Origin of the sequence: Oceanobacillus zhaokaii (assembly GCF_003352005.1) — a bacterium.
Classification (GTDB): Bacteria; Bacillota; Bacilli; order Bacillales; family Amphibacillaceae; genus Oceanobacillus; species Oceanobacillus zhaokaii.
Window position 1 is genome coordinate 2,839,530 of record NZ_CP024848.1, and the last position, 15,717, is coordinate 2,855,246.

The 15,717-nt window shown below is 36.8% G+C and carries 12 protein-coding genes; 2 read left to right on the forward strand and 10 right to left on the reverse strand.

The window, feature by feature from the left end:
- Nucleotides 1–580: 580 nt before the first annotated feature.
- The 10 genes from CUC15_RS14435 to CUC15_RS14480 form a co-directional block, all read right to left on the reverse strand.
- Nucleotides 581–1,042 (reverse strand): chemotaxis protein CheW, encoded by a 462-nt coding sequence (locus CUC15_RS14435; RefSeq protein WP_114917332.1) that lies wholly within the window; start codon nt 1,040–1,042, stop codon nt 581–583.
- A 19-nt stretch (nt 1,043–1,061) separates the two neighbouring features.
- Entirely contained in the window at nt 1,062–3,065 is a 2,004-nt protein-coding gene (locus tag CUC15_RS14440; RefSeq protein ID WP_114917333.1) for a chemotaxis protein CheA, read from the reverse strand.
- 253 nt (nt 3,066–3,318) lie between these two features.
- Complete coding sequence (locus CUC15_RS14445) at nt 3,319–3,780, reverse strand: chemotaxis protein CheX (RefSeq protein ID WP_114917334.1); 462 nt, start codon at nt 3,778–3,780, stop codon at nt 3,319–3,321.
- 134 nt (nt 3,781–3,914) lie between these two features.
- Entirely contained in the window at nt 3,915–5,606 is a 1,692-nt protein-coding gene (locus CUC15_RS14450; protein ID WP_114917335.1) for a methyl-accepting chemotaxis protein, read from the reverse strand.
- A gap of 73 nt (nt 5,607–5,679) precedes the next feature.
- On the reverse strand, nt 5,680–6,486 hold the full coding sequence (gene motB / locus CUC15_RS14455; RefSeq protein ID WP_114917336.1) for a flagellar motor protein MotB: 807 nt from the start codon (nt 6,484–6,486) through the stop codon (nt 5,680–5,682).
- A complete protein-coding gene (gene motA, locus CUC15_RS14460) occupies nt 6,479–7,264 on the reverse strand; it encodes a flagellar motor stator protein MotA (RefSeq protein ID WP_114917337.1) in 786 nt (261 codons plus the stop codon). The genes motB and motA overlap by 8 nt, the downstream gene beginning before the upstream one ends.
- A gap of 356 nt (nt 7,265–7,620) precedes the next feature.
- Nucleotides 7,621–7,878, reverse strand: a complete 258-nt coding sequence (locus tag CUC15_RS14465) for a hypothetical protein (RefSeq protein ID WP_114917338.1) — start codon at nt 7,876–7,878, stop codon at nt 7,621–7,623.
- A gap of 615 nt (nt 7,879–8,493) precedes the next feature.
- On the reverse strand, nt 8,494–8,727 hold the full coding sequence (locus CUC15_RS14470; RefSeq protein WP_114917339.1) for a hypothetical protein: 234 nt from the start codon (nt 8,725–8,727) through the stop codon (nt 8,494–8,496).
- Nucleotides 8,728–8,831: 104 nt separating this feature from the next.
- Nucleotides 8,832–10,142, reverse strand: coding sequence for a globin-coupled sensor protein (locus CUC15_RS14475; RefSeq protein WP_114917340.1), 1,311 nt, complete (start codon nt 10,140–10,142; stop codon nt 8,832–8,834).
- 240 nt (nt 10,143–10,382) lie between these two features.
- A complete protein-coding gene (locus CUC15_RS14480; protein WP_162800328.1) occupies nt 10,383–11,165 on the reverse strand; it encodes a DUF4097 family beta strand repeat-containing protein in 783 nt (260 codons plus the stop codon).
- Between the two features lie 749 nt (nt 11,166–11,914).
- Here CUC15_RS14480 and CUC15_RS14485 point away from each other — a divergent pair.
- Entirely contained in the window at nt 11,915–13,609 is a 1,695-nt protein-coding gene (locus tag CUC15_RS14485; protein ID WP_114917342.1) for a serine hydrolase domain-containing protein, read from the forward strand.
- Between the two features lie 17 nt (nt 13,610–13,626).
- Nucleotides 13,627–15,696 carry a glycoside hydrolase family 3 protein gene (locus CUC15_RS14490; RefSeq protein ID WP_114917343.1) on the forward strand — a complete coding sequence of 690 codons (2,070 nt, stop codon included), beginning with the start codon at nt 13,627–13,629 and terminating at the stop codon, nt 15,694–15,696.
- Nucleotides 15,697–15,717: the final 21 nt, after the last annotated feature.

Consider the following 15,717-nt stretch of genomic DNA (forward strand, 5'->3'; position numbering starts at 1 on the left):
AACGTCATACTTAGCTATTCTAAATGAATTTGGACCGGGAATCAATAATGTTACATCCAATATTATTTCCCTGAACATTATATATTAAAGCGATTGAACAAACGCGATTATGTTGTTTACGAGAAAGCTCGTCTCGTAAAGTTTTCTGCTATTGATATAAAGTGCGAACTAACTGGAGATAGAAATTGCTCACGGGCTAGTCGCTCCGAAAATACACTACGCTTTCCGTGGGGGGCTGGTGAGCCTTCCTCTCTCAGGAGTCTTCGTGTATTTTCTCCGCTGGAGTAGTGTGAGAAAAAATCTATCTTTCTATAAAATGAGATAGCAATTTCCTCACACATAGCTGATTATTGGAGAGAAAGGCAGAATAATCTTTTAAAGTGGAGCAATATTATCTAAAAGAATTAATCCTTTCAAAGCTTTTTTCTTACAAGAATACAAACTATAAAAGGAGCTATTCAAGAGGAAATCAACATCGCACTTAGTTCCACTTTATATTAGCAGCCCAATAGAAAAAACCACATATCCGTAAACATGTGATTTTCTCTCCATATCCCATTAAGTTACTGGCAGGAATCTTTTATTCAGAAACTACTTCTAGTAATTCATTCGTTTCATAAGGATCGATGATGCTCTCTAATTCTAATAGAATCAATAAGCCATTTTCTAATCTAGCTACTCCTCTAATAAAGGTTTCTTTCACTCCGCCAATGATTTCTGGTGCAGGATCAATTACTGATTGATCGATATCCTTCACTTCAGTTGCTGCATCAACAATTAATCCAAGCTGCATTGAATTAATACTCACTACTAAAATACGAGTATCATCGGTTGGTTTTGCTTCGTCCATCAATAGTCTTTCTCTTAAATCAATGATGGGTGTTGTTTGTTCGCGAATATAGGTAACACCTTTAATAAATTCAGAAGTCCGTGGTACACCTGTAATTTCCTGCAATCTTTCAATGGAAATTACTTGCGATACCTCCACGCCAAACGTCTGATTTTTTAGTTTAAATAAAATATATTTGTTTACTTCTGCCATCTCAGAAGCCTCCGTTCTATTATTTAATCAATGCATTCGGATCAATAATTAATGCAACCTCACCATCACCTAAAATAGTTGCACCCGATATTGCAAAGACATCACCTAAATAATAACCTAGTGATTTCAATACGACTTCTTTTTGACCGAGGAAGCTATCAACAATTAGCCCCGTTAATTTATCGCCTTTTTTGACAATAACGATTGCTTCATGTTTTGATTTTTCCTTTTCCATTGTTGGAACCTGGAAAACTTCCGCCAGCGCCACAAGTGGAATAACATGCCCCCTGAAATCCATCACCTTCTGACCATGAGCCGTCATAATCTCTGATTCTTCCAGTAAAACAGTCTCAATAATTGATGAAAGCGGGATCGCATAAGTTTCTTGTTGTACCCTCACAAGTAAAGTTGAAATAATAGAAAGAGTAAGTGGTAATTGAATCGAAAAGATACTGCCTTTTCCTTCTTCTGTCTCAATGCTGATTCGGCCACTAAGTGATTCAATTTTACTTTTTACAACATCAAGCCCAACACCGCGACCAGATATATTAGAAATATGATCAGCCGTACTAAATCCAGAAGATAAAATAAGCTGTGCAACCTCGTCATCGGATAATGTCTCTGCATGCTCAGCAGTGATGATTCCCTTTTCAATAGCCTTTGCTTCTACTTTATTACGATTAATTCCTGCACCATCATCTTCAATTTCAATAAAGACGTGATTTCCGCTATGGAATGCCCTTAAAATGATTTTTCCTTCTTCAGGCTTCCCTGCTTGCTTTCTTACTTCTGGCATCTCAATACCATGATCAACTGAATTTCGAATTAAATGTACTAATGGGTCACCAATCTCATCAATTACTGTTCGATCAAGCTCCGTTTCGGCACCAATAATCTCTAAGTTTATTTTTTTATTCAAATCTCTTGCTAATCCTCTGATCATTCGGGGGAAGCGATTGAATACTTGCTCGATTTGTACCATACGCATTGCCAGAATCAGACTTTGCATATCAGATGATACACGCCCCATATGTTCCACAGTTTCTAGTAAATCTGGGTTATCGATTCCTTCAGATATCACTTCTAATCTGCTGCGATCAATAACTACTTCTTCAAACAAGTTTAAGAGGTCATCAATCCTCTCCAGATTTACGCGAATAGTTTTGGATGCATGATTATTTTTACTCTCTGCAGGGGTATTTTCCACTTCCACGCTCGATTCCTGCGTTGTTTCTGCAACTTCTTGTACTTGTTCTTTCAGCTCAAAAATCAGCGTGCTTATGGCTACATGCTCAACCTCGGAAATTTTATAAAGTGGTGCCTTAATGGCATCTGCTGTTTGTTTTGATAAGAAAATAAGTGTGAATTCTTTGTCAAAATCCCCTTCTTCGATTTCTTCTACAGCAGGGGAAGTCTTGATGACCTCACCAATCTTCTCTAATGCCTCAAATACCATGAAGGCGCGAGCTCCTTTTAAAATACTATCTTCCGATAAACTTACAGTTAGCTGATAACCAAACACATTTTGCTCTTTAGCTTGTTCGATAATCGTCATTTGAAACTCATCTAGCTCCAATTGCAATGTTTCCTTAGGCTCGATTGTGCTCGCAACTTCGGATCTTGTATCTGAATCACTAGCGGTTTCTCCCTTTTCAACTAATTCTAATCGATATACAAGCTCGGAAACATCCCTCTTTCCATCTTTTCCTGCACTAATTGAATCTACCATATCCTCCAAATACTCAATTGCTAGAAATATAATATCAATTACTTCTGTCGTAACTGTCAATTTATTGTTCCGGATTTGATCCAAGACATTCTCCATTTTATGTGTCAATGAAGCAATATCCTCATACCCCATTGTTGCCGACATCCCTTTAAGGGTATGTGCAGAGCGAAAGATTTCGTTCACAATATCAAGGTCATCTGGTTTCTTTTCTAATTTTAAAATATTATCATTTACAGCTTGTAAATGTTCACGACTTTCGTCTAAAAACACTTCTAAATATTGATCCGTTTCCATGCAGTACTTCCTTTCTCCTATGGTTAATCCGCTCAGCTTTATCTATCTATGTATTCTACTATTCTAACAAATAAATTTTTTCCCATTCAAACTAATAAGACCAAACATTTCTCAATTGTTTATGTCACTAGTAATAATTACCTATTTCTATTATCGGTAAAAACCCCTTCAAATAAAGGATTTTGTTAAAATACAGAATATTAATTTTAAATGCTATTTGCAAATTTGCTATTATTCGAAGATTCTACTCACTTTAATCTATAATCAAATAGATCTCTAAATCCTCTGAGTGTCCAAAATGTGCAGATAGTTGTATCGCTTTATCATAGCCAGAAAGGATTGTATTACCTTCTATTATCGTTGGAGCAGTAATATCAACTCTAAGATCATATTGTACGATATTTGTAGCTAAATTTCCTGCAATCATATTTCCAAGCTCACCACTAAATGACGTTAACATTTCACCGTCAATTGCCATGCCATACATTGATTCGGCAATGGAACCAAATACAGCTTGATTTCCAGAGAAAATCAATTTACCTCTTATATCTCCTGTTATACCAATAAGCACACCTAATGTAAGCTGCAGGGTATGTTCCAGTAAGCTTGGTTTAGATAGCTGATGATTTAATGGAATAATAGATTGTAAAGAATGCTGCATTCCGTTTAATAAACTCGTTACATTTCGATTACGTTCTTTTACTGATATCGTCATTTGCGAAATCTCCTTCAATGTTAGTTTTTTAAAAATAGACGATTTAACATAAAAATAGTGTTAAAGGCAGATTAAGTTTGTGGCATTTTGCCACAAACTTAATCCTTCTAAATCTTCAATCATACGTTAAATGACTATAACTTAAATTGTTTTACCAATCCATCCAATTCTTCTGCTGCCTTTGCAAGTTGTACGGATGTTGCTGCAACTTCATCCATTGAACTACTTGTTTGTTCTGTGGATGCCGCAATTTCTTCAACTCCAGCAGCAGCTTCCTCAGAAACAGAAGCAATTTCTTCAATAGCGCTATTCATTTCCTGGGTATTCTCTACTATTTCTGTTAAATTACCCGATACGGCAGTAATATCTTGTACCATTTTTGTTACTGACTCGCCGATTTCATTTAACGTTGTTCCTGTTGTTTGTATTTGCTTCGTTCCTTGCTCAACTTCTTCATATCCACCACGTAATGATTCAGCGATTTTACTTGCTTCGTTTTGGATTGCTGTGACAATACCAGTAATATCTGTTACAGAAACCGAAACTTGTTCAGCCAATTTACGCACTTCATCTGCTACAACCGCAAAACCTTTACCATGCTCGCCGGCTCTCGCTGCTTCAATTGCCGCATTTAATGCTAATAGATTTGTTTGATCAGCAATTTCCTGAATGACAGAAACTAATTTCGAAATTTCTTGGGACTGCTCATCTAATCCTTGGACATTTTGCACAGCATCTTTCACAAGGAAATCGATACTTCCCATTTGTCTTTGTGAGCCTTCCATTAAGTTTCTGCCTTCATTTGTCATTTCAAGCACTTTATTGGAATACTCTTGAATCGTCTGTCCTTTTTCATTCGCTTCAGCAACTTTCTCAGTAAAGTTTACCATAATAGCTGCAAGGTCACTTGCACTATTTGCCTGTGTTTCTGAACCTGTTGCCAACTCCTGCATCGTAATTGCGATTTGGTCTGAGCCCATTTTGACTTCATGAGCAGCGCTTGTTAATTCTTCACCTTCACTTGAAACAGTTTCTGATACGTTACTAATTTTCGTTAATAAATTTCGGTTTTGCAATACCATCTCATTTGTTGCAGTCGTAAGCTGTGCGACTTCATCTGCTGATTCAATCTTCAGTAGGTCTCCGCTTAAATCTCCTTTTGCAACTAAGTTCATCCGGTTCATTAGTGATTTGATTGGCTTCGTAATACTGCGTGAAGTAAGTACTGCACTTGCAATGCCAAATATTAAAATAAGTCCGACAACAATTAAACTAATATAGAACGTTGTATTTCCATTATCAATGATTTTCTGACCTTCTGCTTGAATAATTTCTTCTCGTTTATCTGAAGCTTCTTGAAATTCTTCCATAATTTCTTCTGAAAGCGGCAATACCTCTGTGCTCATAATTTGATGTGCTTCTTGCTCGTTTCCACTATCATATGCTTCGAACACTTGATCTGTAAGCGTTCCCCATGCAATTTTTTTATCAATAATTTCTTTTGCTTCTTCTTTATTTATTTCAAGAAGTTTATTTTCTAATGCAATTGTTTCTTCGAGTGAATCAGTAAACTTATTTTTCATTCCAGTATCACCATATAATAAGTAGGCACGTAGATATCCTTCTCTTTGTGCCATATTTGTTGTTATCTCCTCATCAAGGATTAATAACTGTAGCTGATGGTCCATAATATCTCTCATTGCTTCATTCGTTTTATATATGGAGAAAAAATTATAAATGGAAAATAAGATAAATAACCCAATAATTACTGAAAATCCTAATGTCATTCTTGTTCTAATATTTTTTACTTTAAACCGCTTTTTCATCTAGCCTTGACTCCTTCATTTTGCTTTGTTTTCTATGTTGTAATTTATATTACTTCCTCATATTAGGGATCGATTATTCTCCCGTATTTATTTCATAATTTGGCAGGATGAGTACTTCAACTCGGCGATTCTTCGCGCGATTTTCTGCACTCGTATTTGGCACAATTGGCTTATATTCCCCAAATCCTTTTGCACTGAAAAGTGTTGGATCTAGGTTCTCATTTTCCAGTACTAAACGCATGAAGTTAAGAGACCGGGCAACACTTAATTCCCAGTTCGAGCCAAATTCTGCATTATTCATCGGTACATCATCCGCGTGTCCACTAATTACAATCTGATGAGGTGGCTTCGTTACAAGTACTTTAGATATTTCTCTGGCTATCACTGCTCCATAATCCTTGACTTCTGCACTTCCCGGATCAAAGAACACTTCATTGACAATTGTGACAAGGAGACCTTCATCAGTTAATTTCGTACTTAAATTATCGGTCAGACTATTCGTCGTTATATAACGATTCACTTCTTCTTGGAGTCCCTTCAATTGTTGAAGCTCTACTTCACTCTTTCGTTCTTCTTCTGTTTTTGACTCCAGCATTTCTTCTATTTCTGATTCCTTCTCATCTTCTTTTTCCTCCTCTTCTTGTTGTTCAGGAGGAATTGGTGAGATTGGATCGATATTTTGCTCAAGAATCCCATTTCCACCGCCAGCGGAGAATTCATTACGAAATATCCCCGCAAGCTCTCTATATTTAGTTGCGTCCACATCACTCATCGCAAATAGGACAATGAATAAGGCAACGAGCAATGTAAGTAAATCAGAATATGGAAGTAACCATGATTCATCAACATGGCTTCCTTTTTTCTTTTTATTCCTACGCATCGCTATCCCTCTGTTTCATTTCCGCCTGTTCTTTAGTTGACAATAATGATCCGAGTTTCTCACGCACCATCATTGCCGAATCACCGGTAGTAATTGATAGAATTCCTTCTACCATAATTTCCATTTGCAAAACCTCGCGCTTTGACTTTTCGCGAAGTTTATTGGCAAATGGGTGCCAGAGAACATACCCAGTAAAAATTCCTAGTAATGTAGCAACAAACGCTGCAGAAATAGCCGTTCCTAATGCATTCATATCTGACATATCGCCTAATGCCGCAATCAGGCCAATTACAGCACCAAGTACTCCTAGTGTTGGCGCATAGGTCCCTGCCTGTGTAAAAACAGATGCCCCTACCTCATGCCTTTCTTCCATAGCATCAATTTTCTCAAGCATTACTTCTCGAATGAATTCAGGTGTTTGTCCATCGATTGCTAACTGTAATCCAGTTTGAAGAAATGGATCTTCTACTTCATTCAATTGCATTTCTAAGGATAAGATACCTTCTCTGCGCGTTTGTTCCGCCCAGTCGGTGAACATAAGAATTAACGCTTTCGGTTCTGTTAATTTTTGTGTTGTAAATAAAATTTTGAAATAGCTAGGTACTTTTTTCAATATACTCGTAGGAAATGCAATAGCAACGGCTGCAATTGTTCCTAAAATAATAATTAATAATGCTGCTGGATTGATTAGTGCCGTGATACTAACACCCTTTAGCACCATTCCGACTCCAACAGCAACAATGCCTAAAAATAACCCAATCAATGTTGATATATCCATCATTTTCCTCCTGAAGTTAAGTGGCAACGTAGATTGATAGAATCTTTGTTTACACTGGATTTCACTTATGTAGCTACTTAAATTAACATAGTGTTGTTCTATATATTCTATCGGTTCATTTGCACATATAATAAAGAGATTTTGAATAACAATTTATGCTAAATTAATTGAATACGAATACATTCGATTGTAACTTAATTATCTGATTGAAAAGTATTTACTTAAGAAAAATGAGGAAAGCGATCTTTGTTGGAGTGTGAGGATATATGATAGGGGTTCATTACTTTACTTACATTATGGCGAGGCTGCCCAGCGAGGGAAGGCAAAAAAAATAAGCCTGCTACTGCAAACTTTAACTAAATCGCTTTTTGTATTATTTTTTTATTCTTATTCTTGCTATTTTCAAGAACACAGGATAATATGCTGGCAATTCTCTCATCTATTTGTTGAACATCCCTCTCTAACCCGGTGATTCCTGTTTGAATATCATCTGCTTGGGATTGTAACTCGGTGAATAATGCATCAATATGATAACTGTTTGCTTGAATATCCTTTATATCAGCTAACCAAAAGGTAATTACCTCCAACAGATCGTCGATCATCTTCTGGGTCAACCTACATTCCTCCTATCCATACCATCATAATAATTAGTGCATCTATTCACAAGTGTAATTAGTATGATATTTCAATATAAAAATAGGTATTTTTATACCACGAACATCTGATTCTTTGCATTGCTACGATTCTTATCGGATGCTTAGATAAAAATAATTATTTACTAACAGAGGTATAACAACTCGCTTGTTTTTAACAATCAAATGGACGTGCTTTTCTTAATGTATCGCAAGCGGATTTACGGCAAACATGAGGGGGTCAGATACTGGAAGGAATTGTAGAAACAGCATTACTATTCCACGAAAATTTAAAGGTAAAATCAAATGCACATATGTGGTAGATTTGTTAGTTTGCATATTTAGGAAGGGCAATATCTGTGCATATCGGTTTGTTATTAGGGAGGTCGGTACACTTTTCTATTTGATTACTCGAATTAAGTCACGGTTTGTACACGATTAGGGTGGCATTTTGAAGTTAAACTGGGGGGTGTTAAACATAGTAATACGAAATTATTTCTCAGATTATCCAAATGATTTGATGGTCAGGTCCTAAATAAATGGGACACTCTAGCCATTCTTTTTCAAGAGCAATACATCAGCTTTCGTCTCTAACAATTAATTTGATAGAATCGTAATCTTTGTATCGATTTTTTTGATATCTTCCTTTAATTCGACCTTTATTTCCTGCATTTCTTGTCTTAATTCATTCTTCATTTCCTGCATCTCTTGTCTCAATTCAACTTTCATTTCTTGCATTTGTACGCTTAGATTTTCAACGGCTTTATTGGTCTGATTTAAACTATCGCCTAGCTCTCTTATAGCTAGTAGAATCTGATTCGTAGTTTCCATAGAATCCCTCCTCTTCATAATAATAATGCTAGTTTAACAATATATCGAATTTTATTCCCGAGCAATTTCATTCGACTAAATTCGGGGGGTACAGGCCCCCTTCCCTATACTTCTTCCATCATCGAATTCAACTTTTCTGCAGTTTCAGCGATGGTTGCTGCTGACTGCTCTACCTCAAGAATTGCACCATCAAATGCTTCTAATTCCGATTGAATATCTTGGTTGCTTTGTTTTGTTTTCTTCATTGTTTGGTCAATTTTCACGAATGCTTCTTCAGTAAGATGCATTTGCTCATTCACTTTCGACAAATATGCTTGTACATCTTGTAAAGATGTAGAGCTATTGAAAATTTGCTCATTAGTCTGTTCAATTAAGGTTGTTACACTTGTTACGGAATTTGCTGTTTGCTCAGCCAGTTTTCTAACTTCATCTGCAACAACTGCAAAGCCTAGCCCATGCTCTCCGGCTCTTGCTGCTTCAATCGATGCATTCAGTGCCAATAGATTCGTCTGCCCAGCAATAGACTTCACAATCTCTATAATATCTTTTATTTGTGTTGACATTTCCTCTAAAGACTTCATATCACTGTTTACCTTCGTTGTACTCTCTTGCACCCTGTCAAATGATTGATTCATATCGGCTAGACGGGATTTCCCTTGTTTTGCAGCCTCGCTTGCATCTTCTGCAAAAGCAGTTCCAACCTTTGAATTGGCCGTCATGCCATTCACTTGTGCTGTCAATTCTTCAATTGATGCATTTGTTTCTTCCGATAAAGCAGCAAGTCCGATCGATGTTTGTTCTAAAGAATGAAAAAGCCCAACTTTTCGTTCAGTCTCAATGTTCTTCAAGCGATTAAATTCATCATCATAAGCCTCTAACACCACTTGTTGTTCCAAATTTAATAATTTATTAATAACTTTTATTGCCAGGATACAATCCGATTGATTGGTAAAATTCTTGATGACAACATCAATCAGTCCATCAAAGATTTTCTGAAAGGAAGCAATATACCACTTTTGTGTAAGGCCAATTTTAACATGCACGTGAGCTATAATCTTTCTTCTTTCAATAAAAGTTGGGTTCATTTCACCAGAAAATATTTCTGCAACATGCTTTCTCAGCGTTTTTTTTAATCTTTCAAACGAACTATAGGTTTCAATTATCTCAATTAGATCCTCGTTATATTCCAAATTTTGATAAAACCCATCGACAATGTCAACGATATCTTCTTCAACATATCCTTTTAATGCCTGTGCTATTGCGAAATCTTCTACAGTCAAATCTAACATCTTTAATTGCTTGTCTAAATCAGAATCAGGATCGACCTGTACAATTGGATTTACTTGCTTCGCCATTTGCAATAAAATACTTTCATTTTTCTCTATTTGATTCTTCCTTTTAAATGTAAATACCATAATAGAATTCGCCCCTTAGTAATTGCTCTTAGTAATTGCTCTATTGTTTTATTATAGAGCAATTAAAGAATATTTCTAGGTCTTTAGCAGTACTTTTTGTATTATCAAGAACATATGTGGAAGCACCCACTGAAAGTGTGCCTCTTGTCCAGAGAATTAAAATTGGAATCTGTGTGCTCTTCTACTCTAGATAAAAAAAGCTTAATCAGCCAATTGACTGGTTAAGCTATGAAAAAATGATTATTCTATCGTTATCTTTCCATTATCCGCTGTTAATTCGATTAGATTATCACCATTACCGATTATCGTATCATAATTAGATTCCCCAAATACAGTGACTTTTCCATTATCTACATTAATATCAAAAGTAGCATTTGTTGGCCGCTCATCTGTTTGAATATCAATGGTACCATTATCTGTTTCTAAAGTTATTGGTCGATCCAATGTTTCCGTTATAAAAGATATGCGGCCATTATTTGAAGAACCGTTAATTTCTCCTTCGATATCGTTTAATGTAACCTCACCATTATCCACTTCAAAATTGAATGAAGCACTTTTTATATTATCAAGTAAAATTTTACCATTGTCCGCTTCCATATTTACTACATTTGCTTCCATTTCACTTGCGCTAATTTTTCCGTTGTCTGTTACAGCTTCAATCGTATCGTACCCTCTCTCTGGAAGGAATACTTTGAGAGCTGCAGGAGACGAATTAAAGAATCCAAATGAAAACCAGCGGAACAGTCTATCCTCTACTTCTATATGAAGGGTGTTTCCCTCTACTTTAGTGACAAGCTTATATTTATTATTTTTATTTCCCTCCAGTCTAATTTCAGCAACGCTACTATTTGTTGGTAAAATCTCTATTTCTACATTTTCTGTCTCTACATCGACCTTGGTAAATACTTCGTTAATTGTTTCTTCCTGTTCTGATTTACCCTTTGGACCAAATGGTAAAAAATTCATTATGACTGCAACAAAAACAACAGCTATTATTAAAACAATAATAGTATTCTTCTTCATTTTAACCATCTACCTTTCCTAATTTTTTTGTATAGCTCATTTCGAATTGATTGTAACTGTTTATATAGACCGCGATCTAACTTAGGATGATATTCGCTTCCTTGGCCGTCGCTCCAGAAATACACGGAGCGCACCTTAGGGGAGCTGGAGTGTCTTCGTGTATTTCTTCCGCTGAAGATTGAGTAGAATCTAGAAACAACAGAATAACAAAACCACTAACTATCAGCGTTGATTGTTGCAACACACTCAAGACTCTTGTGTAAATTACAACGACTGTCTATATTCCAAGACATTATTGTCACTAATTCAAGGTTTATATCAACTAACCCTTAACAAGCATGAGTTTAAGAACCTCATTAGCTTGTTTTCTAGTAAAGCAGCAATCTTCAGAAATGAGCCTATCCTATTTTTATATGAATTTCTTTTTCTAACTTTGATAATTCAAGTATATGCTAAGAATAAACTAAATATCATGACCTTTAAATGTAACTTTCATTAAGACTTAAGTCTTATTTAAACGTTCAGATAAAATAATTAAACCGTTAGCGAATATTATTCTACTAGTTTTAGATGCATATTACCCACCCCAAAAGACATATTTTTTAGAATTTTCTTATATTAAATGATTCTTTTGCTCCATAGACAGCACGCATTATACCTAGTATATTCTACTTAATGTATGCGTTTTCATAATAGAGTTAGTAAACCGCTTCTCTATGAAATCATATCTTTTACATGGGAGGAATACAATGCGAAAAATAAGTGTGTTAATTATTTCCCTAACTGTATTGATGTCCCTTGCCACTGTACATGCTGGTCAAGGCTATAATCATGAGCCAACAATTGAAAAACAGGCAAGAAAGGAAACGAAGAATATGCCACACCCACGATTTTCTTGGGATCAGCCTGGTCCAACTTCACCTGTTTTACATCCTGGTTCCGCAAAAGGAGCGGGTATGGTTGAAGGACCGTTACGTCAGATTGATACCGAGATGGAAAATTTGATTGATGATGGAATGATGCCTGGAGCTGTTACATTCGTAGCAAGGCGCGGCCATATTGTACAACATGAATCATATGGACATGCTCTTTTATATGAAGACGACACGGGTAAAGAAGTAGACCAGCCGATTACAATGAAGAAAGATACGATTTTCGATCTGGCATCCATCAGTAAAATCTTCACTACAACAGCTGCAATGATTCTTTATGAGGATGGACTTTTTGAACTTGATGATCCCGTTGCAAACTACATTCCAGAGTTTGCCGAAAATGGAAAAGAAAATGTCACAATTAGACAGCTTATGACCCACACATCTGGATTTACCGCATGGATTCCACTATACACCATTGGTGACAATAGAGAAGAGCGCCTGCAATACGTTTTTCAATACCCACTAGCAAATACTCCAGGATCCACTTACACATACAGTGATTTAAATATGATTACATTAGGTGCCATTATTGAACGACTTTCTGGACAACGACTCGATGAATATGTGTATAAAAAAATTACCAAACCTTTAAAAATGACTGACACGATGTATAATCCACCTGCATCTTTAAAGCATCGAATTGCCGCAACAGAATATCAACCTTGGACAAATAGAGGCATTGTATGGGGTGAAGTCCATGATGAAAGCGCATGGTCCTTGGACGGTGTTGCTGGCCATGCAGGAGTATTTTCCACTGCCAATGATTTAGGCAAGCTTGCCCACATGTTCATTAATGATGGGAAGTATGGTGGCAAAAGAATATTAAAACCGGAAACAATTAAACTTCTAGTAGAGAATCAGATTCCTGAATTTCCAGGGAATGACCATGGATTAGGGTGGGAGCTCGCGCAAGGCTGGTATATGGATGCCTTATCCGAAGCATCTACACTAGGGCATACTGGATATACGGGGACTTCATTAGTCATTAATCTAAACAACGATACAATCGCAATATTATTAACGAATCGAGTCCATCCATCACGCGAGACGGTGTCAACAAATCCAGCACGCCGGCAAATTGCTAGACAAGTTGCGGATGCGATTCCAGTAAAAATGCCAACTAAAAATAAGGACGCATGGTTTTCTGGATATGGTGATCGATTAAATCGGGTACTCACAGCTGAAGTTTCAATAGAAGATGAAGCAACACTTTCATTTGATACATGGTACAGAATAGAAAAAGACTGGGACTTTGGAATGGTGGAGGTCTCAACCGGAGGTGAAAGCTGGAAACAAGTACACAGTAAATTTACGGGAAGCAGTGTCGACTTTCAATCAGAATCAGTAGTTCTCCCAGCTGGAACGACTCATATCCGCTTCCGATATCAAACAGATGCTACAACAAACGGACGAGGTTGGTATGTAACAAATCTTAAACTCACTGACCATTCTAATCAGTCATTACCATTAAATCTAGTGAGTGAAGGATGGAAGAAAAGGAATTACTAGATAATAGGAGGTTAATTATGAAACGCTGGATCAAAGCTTCATTCATGTTATTTGCGACAGTAGCATTACTTATCAGCCCTTATAACGCTTCGAATGTAGAGGCGCAGAATAGCAAAGAAATCGACAATCTAGTTATTTTGCAAAATATTCCTGAGGCAGAAATAAAAATCACGAATAATCAAATCGATTTAAATGCCTTACATCTATACAATGACGGTCATTTTAAAGAAGTATCAGATAACCTTACATGGCGTTCAAAAAATAAAAATGTAGCAACGGTTAATCAGGATGGAATTGTTACGTTTACCGGTCAGAATGGGCGTTCATGGATTACCGTAACAGACGGTAAATCTACCGATGAAATTGCCGTGCATCATAAAAAATCAGATCAGCTAATTATTAAACAAGAAGGAAAGCGATACAACATAATTGATAATGCAATCAAAGGCATGACATTGAATGAGAAAATCGGACAAATGCTAATGCCGGATTTTAGAAACTGGAATGGAAAAAATGTAACAGAGATGCTGCCAGAAATTGAACAAATGGTAAAAGACTATCACCTTGGCGGAGTCATTTTATTTGCTGAGAATGTAGTAACAACCGAACAAACAACCAAATTAGTTGCAGCATATCAAGATGCTGCTGAAAAATATGGACTGCTGTTAACAATCGACCAAGAAGGCGGAATCGTTGGACGATTGCAGTCAGGCACTTATATGCCTGGTAATATGGCTCTTGGCGCAACACGTTCAACCGTAACAGCCGAAAATGTAGGCAGCGTCATTAGTAAAGAATTAAATGCACTTGGCATTAACATGAACCTTGCTCCAGTATTAGATGTCAATAACAATCCAGATAATCCAGTTATAGGTGTCCGTTCATTTGGTGAAACACCAGAATTAGTTGCTGACCTAGGGATTTCTTATATTAAGGGAATTCAAAGCAATGGCGTTGCAGCGACAGCTAAACATTTCCCGGGACATGGAGACACAGCGGTTGATTCACATCTTGGATTGCCTGAAGTACCACATGATAAGGAACGACTTTTGGAAGTGGAACTATTGCCTTTTCAAAAAGCAATGGATGCAAATATTGATGCAATCATGACTGCACATGTTACCTTCCCGAAAATTGATAATACTAAAGTGATTTCGAAAAAGGATGGTACAGAAATTTCCTTGCCTGCGACCTTATCACCTAAAGTATTAACTGGTTTAATGAGAGAAGAAATGGGCTATGATGGCGTCATCATCACCGATGCCTTAAACATGGCAGCTATTTCCGAACATTTCGGAGCAGTTGATGCCGTAATCCGCACTGTTAAAGCTGGGACTGACATTATATTAATGCCAGTTGGGCTTGAGGAAGTAGTTAATGGATTACTCGAAGCGGTCGAAACAGGAGAAATTACGGAAGAACGGATTGAAGAATCTGTTAGACGGATATTAACATTAAAAATCAATCGTGGGGTCATAAAAACAGAAAATCCAGTTCCAGTAGAGCAATTAGTCTCTAATGCAGAAGCTGTTGTTGGCTCAGATTCCCATAAACAAGTGGAAGCTGAAGCAGCAAACCAATCGATCACATTGCTAAAAAACAACAGTGTACTTCCGTTACAAGTAGCAGATGAAGATAAAATTGTGGTCATTGGCAATACGTATATCAATAATTTGCATGAGGCAATAACAAAATACCATAGCAACACAGAACTTGTTCGTGCAACAGGTCCATTAACGAATGACCAAATAGCGGAATTGCAGGATGCTCGTGCTGTTATCTTTGGTTCCTACACCTTTAATGTAAGTGGACGTGCACCATCTAGTCCACAAATGCAACTTGTAAATCAATTAATTGAACAGGTCGATGCTCCCGTAGTTGGCGTCGGTATTCGAAATCCATATGACATCATGGCATTCTCAAAAATCGATGCTTATTTAGCTCAATATGGATTTAGAGATGCAAGCTTTAAAGCTACTGCAGCAACAATATTTGGTGATAACAATCCAGTTGGGCAGTTGCCTGTAACAATTCCAGATTTGAACGGCGACGTCTTGTATCCATTCGGATCCGGACTTTCCTATTAATTAAATAAGGAGTGAAGGACA